We start from the raw sequence: 21,163 nt of genomic DNA on the forward strand, positions 1-21,163 counted from the left end.
TCTATGCTCAATAAGGAAGATATATGTTTAAAACTCGTTTCTCCCCTCTCGCCTTAGTGATAGCTAGTGCATTGGTGCCGTTAGCGGCGCAGGCCGAAGTCACTATGCAGCAAGCTGCCGAACAAACGTTTAGCGTCATTAAAGCCATGAAACAGCGCGGTGAAGCTAATGATGGCGTGATTGTTGATGGTAACAAACGCTTTATTGTCTATAACGACTATCGTTTTGAACTGCATGATGATAATTACCCTAAATTTCCTTTCCCTTATGGCGGCGAAGAAGCCCTAGCCCCTTATTATGCCGCGTTCCCATTTTTAAATGATAAATGGGACATAGTGATGAATAATAACTACGGTTTTTATTTCATTCATGATGATTTTGGCAGCATGAGTAGCGACACTCAGGGTTGTTTTGTCGAATATTTTCCAGAACCCAGTTTCAGCGAAGATAAGATAATGCGCTTTGAAAAGACTGAGTGTATCAGCGCGCCTATGATTACTGACTTTGCCCTGTCTGGCATATTTGATATTGGTGCCACTGCCACTTGGCAAGGCCATGTGGAAGGTAATCACTATCAGCTGAGTTTAAGTTCACCGTCAACTAAAACGCAAATGTTTAACGCCACCGCCCCTGAGTTCTACCTAGGTAATCTGTCACCAAACACTGATTATCAATTAGCCCTGGAAGCTTGTAATACCACAGGGTGTGTAGCCGTAGAACCGATTACACTCACCACCAAAACCAGTCAAGCGGGTTTTCATGATGGTATTCGCCACTTAAATCACCTTGATGGTGAAATTGCCGCCCATGTGTCCTTGATGCAAAGTCACAGCTTAACCGCCCCCTTTGGCAATGATGAGTTAAATGCGCCGGATGTCGTGATCAACCGTGCTGCCATGCTGCTAGTGACGCCAGAGCTTAACGACATTAACCAGTTATGGGTTGAGGTGTATTTTGAAGGCGAGCTTATCGCGCGCGAAATCATGCAGTCGCCCGCCAATCAGCCCAAAACTGACCAATACGCCGTTGACGGTCGGCCAATGGTCATTTTTGGCCATGATGTCTGGAGCTTGCCGCTTCAATGGAATTGGATGACCCCAGGCTTATCCCTTAAGTTTATCGATAATCATGGCCGCAGTTCAGAATTGGCGCAGCACAGTATTACCTTTGGCGGCGCGCCTGAGTTAGTCATCCAAAACATCGACATGGGCATGTTAACTAAGCCACGTGGCCGCAATACCATGGCTAACAATACTGCTGAACATGCCAGTGATTATTTTCAAAAAATCCCAGTATCTAAATTAGTGATGGGCCAATATGCCCCTGCCCATTTTGAAACTGTCACTATGCCTAATGGCAAAGTGTACACTGAACGCAGTGACACTGATGGTGGCTGGCATAGCGGTGATATGCGCGAAGCCATTGGTAAAGCGTTAATTTCAACGGGTATTAATAATGCTAACGTCGGCATTACTACCTCAGGGGGGTATTCACAGGCCTACAATCGCCGTTTTAACCAACTGACAGCGCACACTAATGTCGGCGTTTACACCCATCCAGACAATGGCTCAAACAAAACCGTAGTGCATGGCGGTAGCGGTGGTGGTGGCATTTTAACCTTGGAAGCAACCACAGGTAATGAATGGTCTCATGAAGTGGGACATAACTTTGGCAGAAGCCACTATCCGAGCATGGCCTCAGTGCATGATATGCAAAGCGGTTGGGGCTGGGATCAGGTATTTAACCGCTTTATCGGCAATATCGATTGGCGCGGTGCGCCAGCGATATCAAGTGCGGGCGGCGAAACCTCATTACCATATTTAGAGACATTCCGCTTTTTGCATGACGCCCAAGCCGGTGGTGAAAAGCAAAAAATTGGTTTAGTCAGTAACTTTACCCTTGAACACCCAACTCAAGCACGCCGCACGCAAGCTTGGTTAAATAGTGGCTTTAACCAAACACCTGACGGTAATTATCACTATGCCACATGGGATCAAGCGCAACAAACCTATGTAGAAGCCAACACTACAGCACCAGCACCAGTAAAAACCGGCATACCTGTGACAACCTTAGTGGGTATTTACGATCCTACGGGTGTGAACCCAAGTCAGATTTATCCAGTACTTTACGGCAACTACGGAAATGTGTTTGATTTACCACCCGCAACCGATTATGAAGCACCTGACTCAGGTCCAAGCATCAAAGGCGGCTGGAATGAATATCGCGACCTAACGCCAGAACAGTTATCCTTATCTAGCTGGAAAACCATTATCGATAATGGCAGCCATAAACGTTTGTGCCAATTTAGCTTTACCACGACTACAGCAGAAACGGTTAATTTAGTTGGTCATGTCGAACCCGCCACCAATACTTGTCGTGCGAGTGATGATATGCGTTGGAACCTTGCTGGCACATGGCAGGATATGGCATCTTTAGCTGGTGATTATTCAGTACTCTACCCTTATGGCCGTGGCAATGTTGTCTATACACCGACACCTGATATCGGTGAAGTGAAACTATGCTTACTTACTGATATCAACACTCCTAGCCATAATGGCGCGGGTTTTATTCAGGGCAACAAATGTGTTCAAATACCTGGAATAACCCATAGTAACCGCAATGCGTGGAGTTATAGCCTCAGCCAGAACCGGATTGAACAGCCACAATACACTTATGTTAATGTGTGCCGACTTGATGTGATCAGTAAAAATGGTCAGAGCATGAATTATGACTTAGCCGGCAACCGCTTAGGGGCAAATGAAAGTAATAAGTTCCACATCAACTTGCCACAGCAAGAACTCAGTAATGTAACGCTAAGTTGCCAAGACGCTGAGGGTGTCACCATCCTCGATAGCTTAACGCCATCATTAACCACTGGGATTGAAGACTTACCAGAAGCAGTGATCATAGGTCAGGAACACGGCTATCAAGTATTAGATTCAGCTATTGGTAAAGGCTGGTTTGATCACTCCGATGCCATGGACTTAGATAGCTTATCAATCCGCGATAAAAATGTATTGGCCACCATGAGAGTGCGCGACCAACAACTGCCTTTATGTCGCTTTGATCTTACCATCAATGGCAAGGTAGAAACTGTGCACGGTTATGTCGAGCGACTAGTGACTAACGAGTACCGTTGTACTGGCGGCGATGATATTAGTGTGGTACAAGCGGGTAAAGAGCAGCGCCTTGAGTCCACTGTTAACCAATTCCAGTGGTTATCTTTGTGGAATCCAGAGCATACAGGTGAGCGCGTACCTGCCAAAAACAGTCATGAAAATCTATGCAGTGTGATAAGTGATAGTTTTTACGGTGCAGGCTTTATCAATGCCGGTAATCAATGCGTGCAAGTGAAAGGCATTAAATGGTCAAACGGCAATGATTGGATATTTAGTAGTAAGCATGGCCAATACTCTTATAAGTAGCCACAGATAATGCGCTCACTACGAATGTAGTAGCCAAAACTAAAGTATCATCAACGATAAACAGCCAGTGAGTAATACCACTGGCTGTTTTTTTTGCCTGCTAGGAATTGTGGCGTATTTGAAAATAGCCACGCCTTGCGACCTATCACAAAGGGGTTTATTGCTCTTTCAGCACGATTGTTATCTATGCTAAGGCGGCCGTCATCTAAGTAACGCCTGAATTTTTCAAATTGATTCAGTCCGTATTGGATAGCTTTACCCAACGCCATTTTCGGTGGGATTTTATCTTGACGCTGTAACAGCCATTGATGAAGTTCATTTATGATGATTTTGGATTTTTGCTGACGTATCACATATTTCTCGCCAGCAGATTTACCTTTAATTTGTTGCTCAATACCGTAAAGTTTACCGATAAGGTTCAGTGCCACATCTGCTTTGCCTGCTTTCTTATGATAGCCGTCCACTTGCAGAAAACCAGAGAATTCCTCAAGAAAGTCAACGGCACATTGGCCTGCACGGCTGTTATGATAGTCATATAGCACAATGTTGGTGTTGCCCTTGGTGTGGGGCGGTAATAAAGTTTCATACTGAGCTATCCAGTAGCACTTTATTTTAGGAAGCCCAAAACGCCACTAAATAATAAAGTATCATGCTGAAACGAAAAAAAGCTCCGAAGTCAATTACGTCGCCCCTAAAGGGGTGAGCTTGTAAAAGCTAAGTTGACAAGTGATTACCCATCAAACTGTATAAAAAATCGCTACCGCAAAAAAGCAAATTCCTATAGCATTATTCATACCCATTTACACGGATGTGGCAGCGGCCAAGTCCAACAAGCGATTTATGCCCAGCAAACAGCGCAGCGCATAAATACTAAGACGTTAGGCATTATGAGAAAACAGTACCACCTCAGAAACAGCAACAAAGGGCTTCAGGCCTGGGATGTTGATAATCTAATTTGCCTCACAAAAGACCTAGAGGTTACTGAGCATTTACTAAATGACATACGTGAATTAGATGAGCCCTACTGGTATAGCTTGGAAGGTGAGAAACCAACCTGCAAATCCATTGCAGATCACATCCGTCTAATTGAAGCTACTGACCTTTCCTATCCAATAATTCTCTGCCCTGACGGGCGAGTTATGGACGGTATGCACAGAGTGGTAAAAGCTTTTTTAGAGGGGCGTAAATTCTTACTTGCATATCGTCTGCCAGTTTTGCCAGAACCAGATTATGTGGGGGTTGATCCAGATGACCTGCCTTATGAATAAGCTTAACAAATGGTTCAAATCGTTCGCTTCGCTCACTGGGACGGACTAAAGCCCGCGCCTTAACCAAATGTTATCTCCATAGAAATTTTAATCCGAAACTGACAAGTTAGAGCAAAGGAGCTATCACGCTTTTGTCCAAAAATGAGCCAGTGAATCACTCTACACCAGACTGATTCAACTGTAGAAGCGATTCTGTGTGGTTGCGAATATTTCGAATGTTGACATTTTTCGAATATTGCGGATAATGACGGTTGGAACAAATTTTTCCAATATTTGAGAGATTAATTATGAACATGACTACTTTACCGAACGCAGAACAAATCGCAATGGCTCGGTTGGGCAGCCAGGAGTTATCTGCTGTTATTGAAAGTAACGGTGAGGCTCAACAAATAAGTGTAATTGATAAACAAGGTCAATCACATGATGTCATTTTACCTTCTAGCGTATTGAAAATGATGATTGAAATGTTGACGCAATTGGGACAGGGTAATTCTGTTAACATCACTCCCATACATGCCGAAATGACCACACAACAAGGCGCTGATTTTTTGAATATGTCACGACCAACATTTATCAAGTTATTAGATTCACGTGAAATATCATTTACTCGAGTCGGTAATCGAAGAAAAGTGCCATTTTCTGCGGTGATAAAATATAAGCAGCAACTGGAAATTCAACGTTTGTCAACACTTGATGAGCTTTCCAGATTAGATCAGGAATTGGGTATGGGTTACTAATGGCTTCGTATACTGTTGTTTTTGATGCGTGTGTCATGTATCCCGCGCCACTTCGTAGTTATTTGATGTATTTAGCAAATGCGGGCTTATTTAGGGCTCGCTGGACTGAGCAAATCCATGATGAATGGATGCGTAATGTATTGCTGAATAATCCACGCATCACAGAAGCAATGTTAGAACGAACGAAACAACTGATTAATGAAAATGTACCTGATTGCCTTATTGAAGGGTATGAGCCGTTAATTAAAGGATTAACACTGCCTGATATGAATGATAGGCATGTGGTTGCTGCGGCTTTAAAAGGGCACGCAGAGGCCATCATAACGTTTAATCTTAAGGATTTTCCTGAGTCAGAACTCAATATACTTGAACTATCAGCTATCCATCCTGATGAGTTTTTGTGCGACATGTTTGAGTTAGATCCAAGCTCTTGTATCAAAGCTGCTCAACAGCAAAGAAGTAGCTTAAAGAATCCCGCGATGACAGTATCAGAGTTTTTAAATTGCTTACAAAAGCAAAAATTACCGGTTTTTGTTTCGAAGCTGAGACCATTTGAATTAATGCTATGAACCTTACCCTTCGATGAATCAGACTTACCTAGTCTGATTCACGCACCAAATACTAAGATTTTGTGCAGCCTTCTTGCTAACCAATTTTTGCCCATTTCCGAGTTAACAAAATGATATGTTTTATCGCCCGAAAGAGCATTGAAATTAGCTCGGCAGATACTCAGTTAGATGCAGAATAACCTTATGCTATACCGAAAACTAGTCTCGCCGAAGGCGGTTTTGTTCCCAAAAATTAGAAAAAAATAACTAATTTATAATTACTGGGAAACAGTTTTAATATTGAACCTTCCTTCTATTTTAGGCTTTTATTATTGTGGCAATTTCTACAGGACACCCTGCTTTTCTGCACACGCCCTCATCACAAAAGCGGCAAATACGTCTGGCTTCAACAACATTGTCTGTCATTGATGAAAGGATCTTTTCTAATATAGGAACAATCGTTTCTTTTTCGTTCTCACCAAGAATATCAAGAATACTACTTGTTATTTTTTCACGTGCTAAAAGTATTTTATTTGCACGATCTCGTCCTGCATCAGTAACGCATAAAACAACAGCTCTAGCATCTATTTTACTTCGATGTCGATCTACAAACCCATCATGTACTAGATTATTCACAAGGCGAACAGATCCTGAATGAGTCAGCCCAAGCACTTTACTTAGCATCTCTATACCATCATTGGGATGATTATTAATGGCAACTAAAGCGGCTTCATGGCTTAGGCTACGCCCATCGAGCTCTGCTACTTCCATTTCTATATTAGAAGCTATTGTTGTTGCACATGCACCAAGTAGGTTCTTTAAATAATTATTATCAGTCATAGAAGTATTGTATATGACTGAGTCATAAAAAACGATAGACAAAATACAAATAGTCTGCAATACTTCCAAAAAATACATGAGTCACTCACACATTTTCGTGTGTGTTAATGATTATCTAAGAGCTATTAACTTTATTTTTATTGATAACGAGCTAATAATGAAAATTGATACTGAAGTCCTACATTATGAAAAAAAATTCAAAACCATTCTTGGTAAAAAAATGGCTTATATTGAACACGGAGTTGGTGATCCAATCGTATTTTTACATGGTAATCCAACATCTATATTTTTATGGCGAAATATTATTCCGTACCTTGAAGGCGGTGTTTTTCAAGATAGTTGTCACTCTTTGCTTAAATATTAAGCTGCATTTATTACGCCTTCTATTGGTGCTTTATCTGGGTTTAGGGTCACGGCTCCAACCGCCTCACAATTTCTCACGTCTTTAGACCAGCGAGTCGGTCTTCTTGCCTTTGCCGCTTCAAGCACTTCCTTACGCTTGGCTAAAATCGCGTTATCTAGCTGAGCATGACGTTGTCCTGGTGAGACAAAATTGAGCTGGCTGTGTTTATGCTCATCGTTGTACCACTTCACAAACTTCTCAACCCATTCTCTTGCGCCAGCTAAACTGCTAAAACCCGATTTTGGCCACTGTGGTCGGTATTTTAAGGTTTTAAATAACGACTCTGAAAAGGGGTTGTCGTTACTCACCCGCGGCCGACTTAATGATGCCGTAATACCGAGTTCTTCTAGCTTGGCTTTCATGGCCAGTGACTTCATCGGCGCCCCATTATCAGAGTGCAGCACTAATGGCGTATTAAAACATTGCTCGCGTAACATGCAGCGTTGGATTAGCGCGGCGGCGTACTCACCGCATTCTTGTTCGTGAACTTCGTAACCCACTATTTTTCTACTGTAAATATCTTCAAACATGTACAGATAATAAAACTGGCCTTTGACGGTTGAAGCCAAATAAGTGATGTCCCACGACCACACTTGATTGGGCCCATCAGCCCGATAACTTAACGGTTTACTTCGATTAACAGCAGCCTGAGTGCGACCACGATGGTTAAGTTGACCATGAGCATTTAACACTCTGTAAAAGCTTGATTCTGAGGCGATATAAATTCCGCTATCTAATAATGTCGGCACAATTTGCGACGGTGGTAAGCTGGCATATTCCTCTTGATTACACACACTTAATATCTGTTGTCGCTCATGTGCTTCGAGTTTATTTGTCGGTTCTGGTCGAGCCGCTATTGGTCTTAAATCGGCTTGCACTTGGCCTGCTCGATACCAACGTCGATAAGTGCGTTTACTGAGTCCAGTTTCAGCACAAGCCTTGTAAAGGCGAGCACCATTGGTATACGCCTCTTGAATTAAGGCAATCAATTCTATGCGCTCAGGCAAGGGAGTTAGCTCTCCTCGCTGTCGTCCCCCCAGAGCGCATTGAGCTTTTTTCTGAGCACCAGTAACGCAGCAGCTTCAGCCAGCGCTTTCTCCTTGTAGCGCAATTCTCGTTGCAATGATTTGATTTCGGCTCTGTCAGCCTTGGCCTGCTGTTTAATGGTTTTGGTTTGTACTTCTGAGGTTTGAAAACCAGCTAAACAATCCTGTTTCCACTGCTGTACTTGTTCGCGGAACAAGCCTTTTTCACGGCAATACTGACTTAACTCGGCTTCCGATAGCGGGGCTGTTTCAATGAGTACCGCAAACTTAGCTTCAGCTGACCAGTCATCAGTTGTTAATGTTTTACCTGGCACGGGGCGACCTTCTTTTCTGACAATATCTCGCCAATGATACAAGGTTTGCACCGCAATGCCTTCTTCCCGAGCAACCTCTGCGACCGTTAAATTGTGAGGCGGTAATAATTTTTTAAGGATCGCCTCTTTACGTTCTGGTGAATACCGAGCCATATCGTTCTCTTTTGCCGCACCCTGTCTTTAAAAATAATGATTATTTAAGGGTGACAACAATCCTGACACAGGGGGAAGGTCAAGGACGTTTAATTGCTATTGATATGATTGGAATGGGGGATTCAGACAAGCTTGATAACACCGAAGATGGCAGTTATTCTTTAAAAGAAAATACACGCTACACTTCAGCGTTATTGAAAGAATTAGGAGCTGTCTCTTCTACACAAATTATTAGCAAAAAATGGAACTTTCTTGACTGGCGATGATCAGATCATGCAAATTCACTCACTTCATCTTTTTTAATGTCAATTTTTAACCCGAACAAATGGGCATATGATCACTTTCATCATGCTGAGCTAGGTGATAAACGACGAGCGGCAAGGTTAACCGTCGTCGCTGAATACATGGCGGTTGGCAGCGGTAAATCGGTTGCCAGATCTTGTAATGGTGAAGATGCCAAACTCGAAGGAGCCTATCGATTGATCCGCAATGATAATGTTAGCCCATCTATGATCAGAGCCGCCGGTTTTGCTCGCACCGCCCAAGCGATTGAAAATATAAATGAAATACTTGCTCTCGAAGACACGACAGCCCTGAGTTATAAGCACAGTGTGGCGTCTGAATTAGGGAAATTAGGCAAACCTACCGATAAGTCTCGTGGTTGGTGGGTTCATTCTGTCTTGCTACTGGATAGCCATACTTCTCGGACCTTGGGCTTGATCCACCAAGATTGGTGGTGTCGACCTGATAATCCCAACGAGGCCGATGAAAAAGAGAGCGGTAAATGGGCCGATGCATCCTATTTTACGCGGCAACGCTTGCAGGCTCACATGTCGCGAGTGATCTCAGTGTGTGATAGAGAAGCGGATATCATGCATTATTTATCGGATAAACAATCACATAGTGAACGGTTTGTGGTGCGGGCAAAACATGCAAGAAACCTAGTAGAATACGAGGCTAAGCTGTTTGAGCACATGGATAGTCATCCCGTTACCGGCGGATACACCATCGCCATCCCACAAAAAGGCATAAAGGAAGCCAGTGGGAAAAGCAAGAATCGTCCCTCGCGAACAGCCAAACTCACCCTCAAAGCCAGTACGGTTAACATCAAACATAATCGTCAGCAGCATGCGATTAATGTGGTGTACGCACAAGAGCTCAATCCTCCCCAAGGTGAAGATGGACTATCTTGGATGCTACTGACCAGTGAGCCGATTGACACGTTGGCGCAGCAACTTCATGTGATTGATATTTATACCACTAGATGGCGCATTGAGGACTTTCATAAGGCGTGGAAAACCGGCGCGGGGGTTGAAAGGTTACGCATGACATCGCCAGACAACCTTGAGCGAGCGGCCTCGATACTTTGCTTTATTGGTGTGCGGCTACTGCAACTTCGGGAAGTGATGAGCCTGCCAATTTATCTGAGAAAAAGAGGGCAAATCGAAGCAGCGCAAAGCATGGAAAATCAAAGCTGCAGCAATGTCTTAGAGAATGATGAATGGCGAGTACTGATGCAGCTCTACAAGCCAAGGGGACATAAAGGCAAAGAAGCCCCAAATATGAAGTGGGCTTATCAATCCTTGGCCAAACTAGGAGGCTTTAATGATAGCAAGCGCACGGGAATGGCCAGCTGGTCCACGATTTGGGAGGGATGGGATGATCTTCAGGCTCAGGTAAAGGGGTATCGCTTAGCCAAAGCCCTATTTGAAGCCGGAGAAACGCTATGAGATCTGATCAAGAGACAGTCCTAAAGGAGGCCGCTGTGTGATAAGGCCTGATACTTGTAGACACTTAAGTTAGGCTGCAGAGTTAACAAAGTATTTAAGGTTTCAAAATACTTTTTCTAATCTGATAGAAATGAGCCGGTGAATCAGTCTGCCTCAGACTGATTCACGCCAGGCACAACAGCGCCCGATTTCACCCCGTTTTTCCTTCCAGCGGGGCGTTTTTTGCCTTACCATGAATCAAATCTCAAGAGAACTGATTTACACCTCGGTTAAAGACGCTTTTCTGCTGTTGAATACACTGCTAATCGTTCACGCTTGCCTACAGCGACTACAAACACGGTAATGCGTTCATCTTGCACTTGATATACCAAGCGATAACCTGATGTGCGCAATTTGATTTTGTAACAGTCAGGGAGATCTCTAAGTTTGTTGGCCTCGATATGAGGATGTTGTAGGATCTCGGCCAGTTTCTTTTTTAATTGCTGTCTAATGGGATCTCCGAGCTTCTTCCATTCCTTTAGTGCGCGGGGATCAAACTCTAACTTATAGATCATCGAGCGACACTTCAATCCCCCTTAGAGGGTTTGCTAAACGTTCTTTAACTAAAGCAATCAAGGCTTCATCTTCTGCGGTTAGCAGCACAGACTTGAATGGCAAAGTTTCCCTTGTGGCGACATATTCAAGCATTTGACGCAACGCCTCAGAAGGTGTGATGCCTAGTTTATCCAACGCAGCATAAGAACGCTCTTTAAGCTCATCATCTATACGAATACTAATTGTTCCCATACCAACCTCAATATGTAATGGCGTTTGTACACACATTGTAGTAAATCGGTACACTAAAGACAATAAAGTGTCAGCTTGTAACTGAACGGCCATTCTAATTGTCGCGCTATAGTAAAGGCAAAAAACGTTTACCCTCACGTGAGCCAGAGCCACTAGCCGTTCCTGTAAAGGCAAATGAATGCTGGTCAATGGATTTTATGAGCGATAACTTGTTTTCAGGAAAGTCGTTCAGAACTTTTAATGTGATTGATGACTACCATCGTGAAGCTTTAGCGATAGAAGTGGACTTAAGCTTACCAGCGCAACGGGTCATACGAGTGCTGGATAGAATCGCAGCCTATCGTGGTTACCCAAAGCGCTTAAGACAAGATAATGGGCCAGAGTTTATCTCACATGCACTTGAGATGTGGGCCGAACAACACGGTATCAAGTTAGACTTTATTAAGCCTGGTAAGCCAACTCAAAATGCATTTATTGAACGATTTAACCGGACTTATCGAAATGAAGTATTAGACTGCTATTTGTTCAATAGCTTGACTGAAGTTAGGGAAATCACAGATAGTTGGCTTGAAGAATATAATTATGATCGGCCACATGAATCACTGAACGATCTACCGCCCAAGATGTATGAGCGATTAAATGAGGAAAACTCTCTTAAAATATGATCTATATAAGGGATGGTTACAATGGATTTATATTCACGCCGGATTGTGGGGTGGCACATAGACAAACGCATGACCACGGATTTGATATCTAAGGCATTAATGAAAGCTTACAACCTGCGCCGACCGGTAAGAGGGTTGGTATTTCACAGTGACCGAGGCTCGCAATATACCAGTAAGCAATTCGGTAGGCTGCTCTCGAGTTATGGTATCCGAGCCAGCATGGGTGATGTTGGCGCGTGTTGGGATAATGCCGTTGTTGAGCGTTTCTTTGGTAGCTTAAAACACGATTGGATTTTTAAGGTTAGTCAACCAACAAATGAGTTTATGAAGTCGGATGTGGCCGCTTATATGAGGTATTACAACTTAGATCGCCTTCATTCAGCTAATAATGATTTATCACCAGTAGAGTTTGAAAATTCTCAACTAAAAGTGTCCAGTTTGAGTTGACCAGTACAAGACCAGCCCAGTGCAACAAAAACATCTGCGATCTAACCAAAAAATCCCCGCAGCTAATCATAAACTAACGGGGATGAAATTATCTAAAGAGTAGTATACAACTCTGATATTTGTTCTTACCGATTAGAAATAGCCTAAATATTGCCAATGGTGATTACTAACATCTACACCAGGACTAGAACTAGGGTGAGGAAAGTAGCTATACCACTCTGTTTTTAAGCGATAATAGTGGGTTTTTCCTCCATAATTATAATCGTAAATATCTCCGACGGTGCCGTACTTACCGTTACTGCCCCATTGGCCGAATTCATTTTGGCGGTACCAATCTAAGACATCTTGTTCAAAGGTTTGTTGATCTTTCCAAGAAGCTAATTTTGCAGTTAGTGAACTATCTGTCGCTAAGAAATACCAATCCGTATTGGACTCTTCACTAGTGGGAAATTCGCCTCCTTGACCTGCTACTTTTTGCATAAAGTATGCATGGTTACCATCCGAAAGTGTATCAACAAAAATAGCGAAAGGTTGCAAGGTCATCATACGTTGATCCCAGCTAAATAATGAATCAACACCGTAATAGCGTTTGATACGCGTAGCATGATCATTCACCTCGCGATCAAGCAAAATTGGGTTCAATTCCAAATTTACATACGTCTCAGCTGAACCTAAGTATTTCCAATCTTCGTTACTCATTTGCGCTCTTGGCAGTGCACCTGCATTCACATGCTTCATAAGAAAGTAATCACGCGAATCGGTATCAAGATTCCATTGGCTATACAAAGCGCCTACAAACCGAGCTTTTGCATGAATTCCGTCATTAATACGGTAGTTACCAGCAAACAACTGATATACCTCTAACGATAATAATCTACGCTCAAATTCATCTATCGAGGCGAAATCGCTATTTCTTAACTCAGGCACTAGATCGAACGTAGGAGAGTTTTCAACTCCTATATCGTAACCCTGTCCTTTACCAAAGGTGACGGCTCGTGCTGGATATTCATTATTCGCAGTAAAGGTTCTTGTTGCCAGTTTAACCTGTCCTAACATATCGTGACCTGGTTTTTGCTCTGACACATATTCCTCAACAAATGCATCAATATATCCGACAAATGTCCAGTCTTTATTAGACCCACCTACATCAGGGAAGTACCAATAACTGCTTCTTTCCAGACGAAACAGTTCAATACGACCATTACGATGATAAGAAAAGATGTCACCGACTGTACCCTGGCGATCATTCTCACCCCAGTCAAAGAAACGGTCTTGGTTAAAGTTCTCAAGTAACTGCTCAATGACCATATCTTGTAAAGCACGTTCAGGACAGTGGATAGACATAGATTGTGGCTTTGCAGCGCGGGCTAGGTTAATATGGAATTTATTACTGGTTCCATCATAACGCGTACCATGCAGAGCAATTTTCTGCTCTTTGCCATCAATATACGTCACAGATGCCCAACATTGACCGATTTTTGGAGACGGCAAATCATAAACTTGCCCCGAACTTCCATACATTGGCGGATAAATGTGACTCGTGTTACTATTTTGTGGATCGTAGTAACCCACCATTGTCATAACATCCACACCCTGTAGCACAGGCTTTAGCTTGGTCGTAGTTGACACTGGAGATAGCGTTTGCTGCTCAGCATCCCAACTGACGTATCCACTTGGGCTATCCATATCCAAAAAGTCATAACCTGTTAAATAATCTTGCATCACTTTAGAGGTGTAGCCGGTGAACAAAGGATAATGATTTACGCGTGAGTCAGAATCTCCTCCCGCCATTGGGTCTTTTCCAAAGCCAACAATATTAGCAAAATTTCTTTCACCCGATCCATTGTCATACCACACAACGTTATCGGTCATGCGCCCCCGATAAGCATCATAGCCCCAGCCACTTTTGGTACTATGGTAATAGACATCTGGACCACCAGGCCAATGCCACAAACTGAACGCATGACCAATTTCATGCGTAACTTCATTGCCAATTGAATCAACCAATAATGCCATGCCGTTGCCACCCGATAAACCGTGAGTGATATTTTCAATAGCACCATCCTTATTCATATAGCGACCAATAGAATGCCCGATCACGACAGAAGGATAATTTGCCGGATGCCATTGTTGCGTGCCAGCGGTACTGGTAATACCATAGTTAGCATTATTGATCCCAGTTTGGATTAATGATTTAGTGATCTCTTCACGTAGATCACCTGAGTAAACATCTGGATGTTCATAGTAACTGTATTCTTCTTCGACCTCACCGCGTGCGGTAACAACTTTGTCGAGTTGCACGGGTAAATACTGACTGATTGTCAGGGTTGAAAAAGGAAAACGTTGGAATAGTTCAGCTCCATAATTACCAACATGCGTTTCCAGTGGTTTCGACGCAGGGGGTTCTGTTAACATGCCAATACGGATCATTGGCATATCAACATGGATTGGCGCACCAAACTCTATTGAATCTGCTGATAGTTCCCCTTCGCGACCATCATAGGTCATAAAAGTAAAACTCAGCCCTTGCTCAACCCAGTGCCAGGGTAAAACGCTTGAATAAGAGCGCTTAGAAAATTGAATATCAGGACGATCATCCTGACCTACCCGGTCGGTTTTCATCAACTGAGTTGGATTAGTCAAAACACGTTTTTCAACCAACATCCCCTCTTTATATACCCGCATCACAACCGTCTTCTCATCGAGGCTGTCTTTTTCAGGGGTCAGAACAAGCAATGCTTCACGATGTGTTACTAACTTTTGCTGTGATTTATCGGCATTGCTCGTCGGTTCTGAGGTTTGATTTTGAATGAAGCGAACCTGAGCAGCAAAATTACCTACCAAATGATTTTCTACTGGTAATTCATCAATAAATCCTAAGGCATCTATCGTTCTTTTATCAATAGGCAAACAGTCTTCATTTTCAGTAAAAATTAATTGATTTGAATGGGTCGCAGCAAGATAGCGAATGTTACATTTCTTATTGTCATCGAGTGGCGTGTAGCCAAATTGGTCATGGAAAATAAATACCCCATCCCACTCATTAATCAGCCTCCATGGAGCTTTGACAAAATCAAACATGGCAGCGGCAGAATTATCGGCATATTCATCTCCAGCGATGAACGGAAAGAACATGGGATTACCATTAGGCTGTATTTCATAGCGGTATTCACCGTATTTAAGGCGTTTTTTGCCATCAACAATTTCGATATTAGTCGGATCGGCAGCCAGAGCTTTTACCTCATTTATACGCGCTTGGACTTGATCTTGCATCTGCTGCATTAGCAACTGACTGGAAGGAGAACTGGTATTAGCAATTGTACTCGCCGACATGCTCATCAGCAAACTGCTAATAGCAAGAGTTAATGGTTTTATTTTCATTGATATTCCTTAATGAGTTTAAAAACTGTCAATAAGGCAAACAAAGCGATTACAAATATCTAGTCAAGCAAAAGTCCGAAAATAAAGACACGAAGTATAAATCTAAATCTAAATCTAAACAAATATTTGCTATTTAATTATTCTGCAACTCCGCTATCTTAGGTAATCCCCTTAGACCGGAAGCTTTGCGTCTCAGTATTTCTACTGGTTTGCCATTAATTTAATTATATCTTAACTTGGAATTAAAACGCCATTTTAAATTGATCCACCCCACGCCGGTTGGTAATCCTTGTTCTGGTCTAATTCCATCGGACACTTAATTTTGAGACAGTATGGTCAATAAATTAAGAGGTCGATATGCTGTCTCTTCTACACAAATTATTAGCAAAACATGGAACTTTCTTGACTGGCGATGATCAGATCATGCAAATTCACTCACTTCATCATTTTTAATGTCAATTTTTAACCCGAACAAATGGGCATATGATCACTTTCATCATGCTGAGCTAGGTGATAAACGACGAGCGGCAAGGTTAACCGTCGTCGCTGAACACATGGCGGTTGGCAGCGGTAAATCGGTTGCCAGATCTTGTAATGGTGAAGATGCCAAACTCGAAGGAGCCTATCGATTGATCCGCAATGATAATGTTAGCCCATCTATGATCAGAGCCGCCGGTTTTGCTCGCACTGCCCAAGCGATTGAAAATATAAATGAAATACTTGCTCTCGAAGACACGACAGCCCTGAGTTATAAGCACAGTGTGGCGTCTGAATTAGGGAAATTAGGCAAACCTACCGATAAGTCTCGTGGTTGGTGGGTTCATTCTGTCTTGCTACTGGATAGCCATACTTCTCGGACCTTGGGCTTGATCCACCAAGATTGGTGGTGTCGACCTGATAATCCCAACGAGGCCGATGAAAAAGAGAGCGGTAAATGGGCCGATGCATCCTATTTTACGCGGCAACGCTTGCAGGCTCACATGTCGCGAGTGATCTCAGTGTGTGATAGAGAAGCGGATATCATGCATTATTTATCGGATAAACAATCACATAGTGAACGGTTTGTGGTGCGGGCAAAACATGCAAGAAACCTAGTAGAATACGAGGCTAAGCTGTTTGAGCACATGGATAGTCATCCCGTTACCGGCGGATACACCATCGCCATCCCACAAAAAGGCATAAAGGAAGCCAGTGGGAAAAGCAAGAATCGTCCCTCGCGAACAGCCAAACTCACCCTCAAAGCCAGTGCGGTTAACATCAAACATAATCATCAGCAGCATGCGATTAATGTGGTGTACGCACAAGAGCTCAATCCTCCCCAAGGTGAAGATGGACTATCTTGGATGCTACTGACCAGTGAGCCGATTGACACGTTGGCGCAGCAACTTCATGTGATTGATATTTATACCACTAGATGGCGCATTGAGGACTTTCATAAGGCGTGGAAAACCGGCGCGGGGGTTGAAAGGTTACGCATGACATCGCCAGACAACCTTGAGCGAGCGGCCTCGATACTTTGCTTTATTGGTGTGCGGCTACTGCAACTTCGGGAAGTGATGAGCCTGCCAATTTATCTGAGAAAAAGAGGGCAAATCGAAGCAGCGCAAAGCATGGAAAATCAAAGCTGCAGCAATGTCTTAGAGAATGATGAATGGCGAGTACTGATGCAGCTCTACAAGCCAAGGGGACATAAAGGCAAAGAAGCCCCAAATATGAAGTGGGCTTATCAATCCTTGGCCAAACTAGGAGGCTTTAATGATAGCAAGCGCACGGGAATGGCCAGCTGGTCCACGATTTGGGAGGGATGGGATGATCTTCAGGCTCAGGTAAAGGGGTATCGCTTAGCCAAAGCCCTATTTGAAGCCGGAGAAACGCTATGAGATCTGATCAAGAGACAGGTCGATATGAGTTTAAAAAAATCACATAAAAGTTATCCGCAGACATTCAAAGACGAAGCCGTCTTAATGGTGCTAGAACAGGGCTATAGTATTGCTGAGGCAGCAAAGTCTCTTGGGATTAGCACAAGCCTGCTTTATAACTGGAAGGAAAAACACCAAGCATTGCAACAGGGTATCGCCCTACAAGAATCTGAACGTGATGAGTTAAAGAGATTACGTAGAGAAAACAAAGAACTACGCATGGAGAAAGAAATTCTAAAAAAGGCAAGCGCCTTCTTTGCGAGAGAAATGAAGTAAAATTTCGCTTCATTAAACAGTTATCTAACCAGTTTCCTACTGCGCTGTTATGCCGAGTAATGAGTGTCAGTAAGTCAGGCTATTACGATTGGCATAAACGCCCTGCAAACGTGATAAGTCTTGAAACACTGAAGCTTTATCGCCTTGTTCGAAAGCTATTTAAGCAAAGTCGAGGCAGCTTAGGTAATCGTGAAATGGTGAAGAAATTGCGCAAGGAAGGCTACCAGGTTGGTCGCTATCTCGTTCGTAAAATGGTTCTGTCGCAAACTGAGATCTTGCTGTTATATTTTAAGGGCGCAGGATCTCTCAGATACAATTATGCAGCTAAAGAATAAAATTGTTCCCATGGTGTCATCTTTTCGGTGGTGTTCATTTGCCCTTGCTTAATCATGGACCAAAGTTCAACGCCAGCAAGCGTTGATTCGGCACCTTCCCAAGACTTCCAACCCAAACATTGATGCATTTTACCTTTCACTTTCCGGTGGCTTTGCTCAACAATATTATTCAGATATTTTATGGCTAAAACCTCAATCATAAACAACATGCAACCAGACAGCCAAAGACGAATATTAATGGACTCTAATGCCGCAGCATTCGCCCCACTTTGATCAATGACGACCTTTTCAGGTAAGCCATGTTGGTTGATAGCTTTATTGAAAAACACCCGAGCAGCAGGTTCATCACGGGTCTCACTCAAATAAAAATCAATAATAGTGCCGTATTTATCCACAGCGCGATAATAGTAAACCCAGCGACCTTTAATCTTTATGTAGGTTTCGTCCATTCGCCACGCCCCTGATACTCGACGCTTTCTCTTCCTGAATACGGCTTCGAGTTGCGGCGCATATTTGATAACCCAACGGTTCAGTGTTGAGTGGTCAAAATGGATATTACGTTCAGCGAACATCTCCTCAATTTCACGGTAACTTAGTTTATAGGCCTGGTAATATCGTAGGGCTTGCATGATGATATCTGTTGGGAAATGGCGTCCAGAAAAGTTTAGTGACATTGATGATGTTAGTTAAGAGAGTATCGCTCATGATAAACCTGTTCCTCAGTTTGCGACAGAACCCAAAATAGACCCCTGAGCTCAACCACGACGGATGTTAACAACATTGCCAGCGCCATTATAAGTGTGCCAATTACTTGACGATCGATGACTCTTGGCCACCAAAATAAGAGCAACTTGCAGACAAATGAATATCGCCACCAACACTCAATAACAATAAAACCCACGCCCCCCTCACAATTCACCCCTTTAGATATAAGAAGGCAGCAATGTTGTATATGACAACAACAGATGAGTAGCGAGATAATAGTATAGATTCGACACTAAATGATGATTAAATATACCAACAACAATTTTCATAATATAAATTGTTAATTATAACAACTGTATATTTACAACTAATATTTGCCACACTTGATACTAATTATTTATTAATTAGCAATTACCTTGATTAATTTAACTTAACCTTCTATCATGCCGCGCTTGATTAGCAATTCATGAACAACAATGTGTATACAAAGAATAGTAGCAGGGTTAATCGTATTGCTTAGCTTACATGTAAATGCACACAGCCAATACCCTAGTGAAATTAAACAAAATGTATTGAGTGAAATTACACAAGTAGAGAATACATTAACCAATATGTACGACAAGCCCATGTGCTACGTCAAATTACAGAATAACCAACCCACACCTGAGCGTTACTGTTTAAAAGCCCATGAATCAGTGAAACTTAAAACCTTAGTACGCAACTTAAAAGATAAGGTTGCGATCAATGAAATTTGTACTTTATCTGACAACCTTACCAATACTGTGAGAACGCAAGTTTGTACTACTGTAAAAACATATTATCCCTACTCATACTTGCAGCAAGCTTTAGCACCGCAGCCTACGACCGAGTAAGAACCGCTTCTGGCGCTGAATGTCAAAGTAATAGTAAAGGCCACATCAATCTGACCGCCGATGTCTATTCAGAAGAAAGTAATCGTTACTACGGTAATTTACCAGTTGAAGATAAAGGCGCCAAAGTCGGTATTAGCATTAACTTTGGCGGCAGTAAAAGGCTTGATTGTTCAGCCATGTATAACAATGAAGTTGAGTTTCAAAAGCTAGAACTTCAACGATTAAAAGAAGAACTCGCAATATTAAAACAACAACAAAACTTGCGTAGCTTAAATATTCCAAACCCACTCAACATCCATTAATTAGAGTAATTATCATGACTAAATCAATGCTTGCTATGCTGATCATTGCAGCCTCTTTTAACGCTGCCGCCATTAACGATACCGCGCCAGGGGCAGCCAAACCAATTGGCTCTCTAACGGTTAAACACGAAGTTCCAGAATTGTGTGGTTTTACCATGCCAGATAGCACGGCTGCATTTGTTTTCGGCAAAAACACCGCTGAAGATACTTTAGCTATCACTGCAACATCGAATTTCAATACTAATTTTAAGATCACCGTGTCAAACTCTGGCAAGGGTGCGCAAATTGAACAACAAAAAACAGTTTGGGTGGCCAACGTTAGCCAGATCACCACAGCTATCGGCGCTGACGGCATGCCAGGCTCTAACGAGGCATCCTCCGAGAAGGTCATTTTGCAAGATTCAGTAGAAGCCACCGTTGGTGGTAGTGGTGAAATTACTGGCTTAGAAATGACGTTATATCCCCATGCGCCACATGTTCTCAATGGCGCATTGATCACTGCGGGTAATTACGACATGACATCAACATTTACCATGAAGTGTGTTGGATCATCAGCCCGATAATCACCACAGTGAAGGTCGGTATTCACTGACCTTCAGTTTCCGCACTGATTAAGTGCACTGAATGGGTTGAGCATATTCGTCCTAAATATGCTTGCCGCCACTGTGATAAATCCCCTCCCCCATTAAACAGGCCCTCATGCCCGCCACGCCAATTAATAAAAGCATGAACACGGCGAGCTTGTTAGGTAATCCCCCTAAAAATAATCGCTCCTAAAAGTAGAATTTTCTCGTAAGTTAAACGCAGGAGATTCTGCCATGAAAAAATCACGATATACGGATAGCCAGATTATAACGATCCTTAAGCAATCAGAAGCTGGTACGCCTGTGCCTGAGCTTTGTCGAGAGCACGGTATCAGTAGCGCCACCTTTTATAAGTGGCGTGCTAAATACGGCGGTATGGATGCATCATTAATGGCTCGAATGAAAGAGTGATCTGATCCAATACTTT

17 protein-coding genes, 4 pseudogenes and 1 riboswitch are annotated in these 21,163 nt (G+C 42.9%); of the genes and pseudogenes, 14 read left to right on the plus strand and 7 right to left on the minus strand.

Translation table 11 applies throughout. The features are described 5' to 3' along the window. Positions 1 to 23: 23 nt before the first annotated feature. Positions 24 to 3,425: a M66 family metalloprotease gene (locus tag FJQ87_RS13775; protein WP_140933110.1), complete on the plus strand. Its 3,402-nt coding sequence runs from the start codon at positions 24 to 26 to the stop codon at positions 3,423 to 3,425. Positions 3,426 to 3,475: 50 nt separating this feature from the next. Here the strand turns inward: FJQ87_RS13775 and FJQ87_RS13780 are convergent, their stop codons facing one another. Continuing rightward, positions 3,476 to 3,967: an IS66 family transposase gene (locus FJQ87_RS13780; protein WP_240778739.1), complete on the minus strand. Its 492-nt coding sequence runs from the start codon at positions 3,965 to 3,967 to the stop codon at positions 3,476 to 3,478. Positions 3,968 to 4,144: 177 nt separating this feature from the next. Here FJQ87_RS13780 and FJQ87_RS13785 point away from each other — a divergent pair, with 177 nt between their 5' ends. The 3 genes from FJQ87_RS13785 (at position 4,145) to FJQ87_RS13795 (ending at position 5,999) form a co-directional block, all read left to right on the plus strand. Further along, positions 4,145 to 4,693 carry a hypothetical protein gene (locus FJQ87_RS13785; protein WP_240778740.1) on the plus strand — a complete coding sequence of 183 codons (549 nt, stop codon included), beginning with the start codon at positions 4,145 to 4,147 and terminating at the stop codon, positions 4,691 to 4,693. A gap of 251 nt (positions 4,694 to 4,944) precedes the next feature. Continuing rightward, positions 4,945 to 5,430, plus strand: a complete 486-nt coding sequence (locus tag FJQ87_RS13790; RefSeq protein ID WP_240778741.1) for an excisionase family DNA-binding protein — start codon at positions 4,945 to 4,947, stop codon at positions 5,428 to 5,430. Then, positions 5,430 to 5,999 (plus strand): PIN domain-containing protein, encoded by a 570-nt coding sequence (locus FJQ87_RS13795; protein WP_140933111.1) that lies wholly within the window; start codon positions 5,430 to 5,432, stop codon positions 5,997 to 5,999. The genes FJQ87_RS13790 and FJQ87_RS13795 overlap by 1 nt, the downstream gene beginning before the upstream one ends. A gap of 297 nt (positions 6,000 to 6,296) precedes the next feature. On the opposite strand, the gene FJQ87_RS13800 is transcribed toward FJQ87_RS13795, so the two are convergent. Beyond that, positions 6,297 to 6,896 carry a MarR family winged helix-turn-helix transcriptional regulator gene (locus FJQ87_RS13800; protein WP_240778742.1) on the minus strand — a complete coding sequence of 200 codons (600 nt, stop codon included), beginning with the start codon at positions 6,894 to 6,896 and terminating at the stop codon, positions 6,297 to 6,299. Positions 6,897 to 6,975: 79 nt separating this feature from the next. Here FJQ87_RS13800 and FJQ87_RS13805 point away from each other — a divergent pair, with 79 nt between their 5' ends. Further along, positions 6,976 to 7,182, plus strand: a complete 207-nt coding sequence (locus FJQ87_RS13805) for a hypothetical protein (protein ID WP_240778743.1) — start codon at positions 6,976 to 6,978, stop codon at positions 7,180 to 7,182. Here FJQ87_RS13805 and FJQ87_RS13810 read toward each other — a convergent pair. Next, positions 7,179 to 8,734 (minus strand): IS3 family transposase gene (locus FJQ87_RS13810; protein WP_140933072.1). Its coding sequence is split into 2 segments (ribosomal slippage): positions 7,179 to 8,272 and positions 8,272 to 8,734, totalling 1,557 coding nucleotides; the frame shifts between segments, so codons are not numbered across the junction. The two genes, FJQ87_RS13805 and FJQ87_RS13810, sit on opposite strands and share 4 nt — an antisense overlap. A 50-nt stretch (positions 8,735 to 8,784) precedes the next feature. Here FJQ87_RS13810 and FJQ87_RS18780 point away from each other — a divergent pair. Both FJQ87_RS18780 and FJQ87_RS13820 read left to right on the plus strand, forming a co-directional pair. Next, on the plus strand, positions 8,785 to 9,000 hold the full coding sequence (locus tag FJQ87_RS18780; RefSeq protein WP_206194347.1) for a hypothetical protein: 216 nt from the start codon (positions 8,785 to 8,787) through the stop codon (positions 8,998 to 9,000). Positions 9,001 to 9,036: 36 nt separating this feature from the next. Beyond that, entirely contained in the window at positions 9,037 to 10,464 is a 1,428-nt protein-coding gene (locus FJQ87_RS13820; protein WP_140933112.1) for an IS4 family transposase, read from the plus strand. Between the two features lie 269 nt (positions 10,465 to 10,733). Here FJQ87_RS13820 and FJQ87_RS13825 read toward each other — a convergent pair whose 3' ends face one another. Both FJQ87_RS13825 and FJQ87_RS13830 read right to left on the minus strand, forming a co-directional pair. Then, positions 10,734 to 11,018 (minus strand): type II toxin-antitoxin system RelE/ParE family toxin, encoded by a 285-nt coding sequence (locus FJQ87_RS13825; RefSeq protein WP_140933113.1) that lies wholly within the window; start codon positions 11,016 to 11,018, stop codon positions 10,734 to 10,736. Further along, positions 11,008 to 11,250, minus strand: coding sequence for a type II toxin-antitoxin system RelB/DinJ family antitoxin (locus FJQ87_RS13830; RefSeq protein ID WP_140934134.1), 243 nt, complete (start codon positions 11,248 to 11,250; stop codon positions 11,008 to 11,010). Before FJQ87_RS13830 ends, FJQ87_RS13825 begins: the two co-directional genes overlap by 11 nt. Positions 11,251 to 11,363: 113 nt before the next feature. On the opposite strand from FJQ87_RS13830, the pseudogene FJQ87_RS13835 reads away from it, so the two are divergent. Both FJQ87_RS13835 and FJQ87_RS13840 read left to right on the plus strand, forming a co-directional pair. Further along, positions 11,364 to 11,915 (plus strand): annotated as a pseudogene (locus FJQ87_RS13835) (integrase core domain-containing protein); the annotation flags it as partial. A 21-nt stretch (positions 11,916 to 11,936) separates the two neighbouring features. Beyond that, positions 11,937 to 12,362: pseudogene (locus tag FJQ87_RS13840) on the plus strand (IS3 family transposase); the annotation flags it as partial. 132 nt (positions 12,363 to 12,494) lie between these two features. On the opposite strand, the gene FJQ87_RS13845 reads toward FJQ87_RS13840, so the two are convergent. Beyond that, positions 12,495 to 15,743: a M66 family metalloprotease gene (locus FJQ87_RS13845; RefSeq protein ID WP_140933114.1), complete on the minus strand. Its 3,249-nt coding sequence runs from the start codon at positions 15,741 to 15,743 to the stop codon at positions 12,495 to 12,497. Between the two features lie 140 nt (positions 15,744 to 15,883). Next, a riboswitch (cyclic di-GMP riboswitch) is annotated at positions 15,884 to 15,967 on the minus strand. Positions 15,968 to 16,195: 228 nt separating this feature from the next. Here FJQ87_RS13845 and FJQ87_RS13850 point away from each other — a divergent pair. Further along, positions 16,196 to 17,623, plus strand: coding sequence for an IS4 family transposase (locus FJQ87_RS13850; RefSeq protein WP_140932605.1), 1,428 nt, complete (start codon positions 16,196 to 16,198; stop codon positions 17,621 to 17,623). 24 nt (positions 17,624 to 17,647) lie between these two features. Next, positions 17,648 to 18,195: pseudogene (locus FJQ87_RS13855) on the plus strand (transposase); the annotation flags it as partial. A gap of 59 nt (positions 18,196 to 18,254) precedes the next feature. Here the strand turns inward: FJQ87_RS13855 and FJQ87_RS13860 are convergent. Next, positions 18,255 to 18,947: an IS6 family transposase gene (locus FJQ87_RS13860; RefSeq protein ID WP_140933115.1), complete on the minus strand. Its 693-nt coding sequence runs from the start codon at positions 18,945 to 18,947 to the stop codon at positions 18,255 to 18,257. 827 nt (positions 18,948 to 19,774) lie between these two features. Here FJQ87_RS13860 and FJQ87_RS13865 point away from each other — a divergent pair. The 3 genes and pseudogenes from FJQ87_RS13865 to FJQ87_RS13875 all read left to right on the plus strand — a co-directional run. Further along, positions 19,775 to 20,152, plus strand: a complete 378-nt coding sequence (locus FJQ87_RS13865; RefSeq protein WP_140933116.1) for a hypothetical protein — start codon at positions 19,775 to 19,777, stop codon at positions 20,150 to 20,152. 14 nt (positions 20,153 to 20,166) lie between these two features. Then, entirely contained in the window at positions 20,167 to 20,715 is a 549-nt protein-coding gene (locus tag FJQ87_RS13870) for a hypothetical protein (RefSeq protein ID WP_140933117.1), read from the plus strand. A gap of 255 nt (positions 20,716 to 20,970) precedes the next feature. Then, positions 20,971 to 21,144, plus strand: a pseudogene (locus FJQ87_RS13875) (transposase); the annotation flags it as partial. Positions 21,145 to 21,163 lie beyond the last annotated feature (19 nt).

The organism is Shewanella sp. SNU WT4 (assembly GCF_006494715.1).
Lineage (GTDB): Bacteria > Pseudomonadota > Gammaproteobacteria > Enterobacterales > Shewanellaceae > Shewanella.

What these genes read in the sequence shown, in the direction of transcription:
- FJQ87_RS13775 (WP_140933110.1), top strand. Translation starts at nt 24, where the DNA reads ATGTTTAAAACTCGTTTCTCCCCTCTCGCCTTAGTGATAGCTAGTGCA.
- FJQ87_RS13860 (WP_140933115.1), bottom strand. Translation starts at nt 18,947, where the DNA reads ATGTCACTAAACTTTTCTGGACGCCATTTCCCAACAGATATCATCATG.
- FJQ87_RS13820 (WP_140933112.1), top strand. Translation starts at nt 9,037, where the DNA reads ATGTCAATTTTTAACCCGAACAAATGGGCATATGATCACTTTCATCAT.
- FJQ87_RS13850 (WP_140932605.1), top strand. Translation starts at nt 16,196, where the DNA reads ATGTCAATTTTTAACCCGAACAAATGGGCATATGATCACTTTCATCAT.
- FJQ87_RS13825 (WP_140933113.1), bottom strand. Translation starts at nt 11,018, where the DNA reads ATGATCTATAAGTTAGAGTTTGATCCCCGCGCACTAAAGGAATGGAAG.
- FJQ87_RS13805 (WP_240778743.1), top strand. Translation starts at nt 6,976, where the DNA reads ATGAAAATTGATACTGAAGTCCTACATTATGAAAAAAAATTCAAAACC.
- FJQ87_RS13830 (WP_140934134.1), bottom strand. Translation starts at nt 11,250, where the DNA reads ATGGGAACAATTAGTATTCGTATAGATGATGAGCTTAAAGAGCGTTCT.
- FJQ87_RS13800 (WP_240778742.1), bottom strand. Translation starts at nt 6,896, where the DNA reads ATGTATTTTTTGGAAGTATTGCAGACTATTTGTATTTTGTCTATCGTT.
- FJQ87_RS13845 (WP_140933114.1), bottom strand. Translation starts at nt 15,743, where the DNA reads ATGAAAATAAAACCATTAACTCTTGCTATTAGCAGTTTGCTGATGAGC.
- FJQ87_RS13795 (WP_140933111.1), top strand. Translation starts at nt 5,430, where the DNA reads ATGGCTTCGTATACTGTTGTTTTTGATGCGTGTGTCATGTATCCCGCG.
- FJQ87_RS13870 (WP_140933117.1), top strand. Translation starts at nt 20,167, where the DNA reads ATGACTAAATCAATGCTTGCTATGCTGATCATTGCAGCCTCTTTTAAC.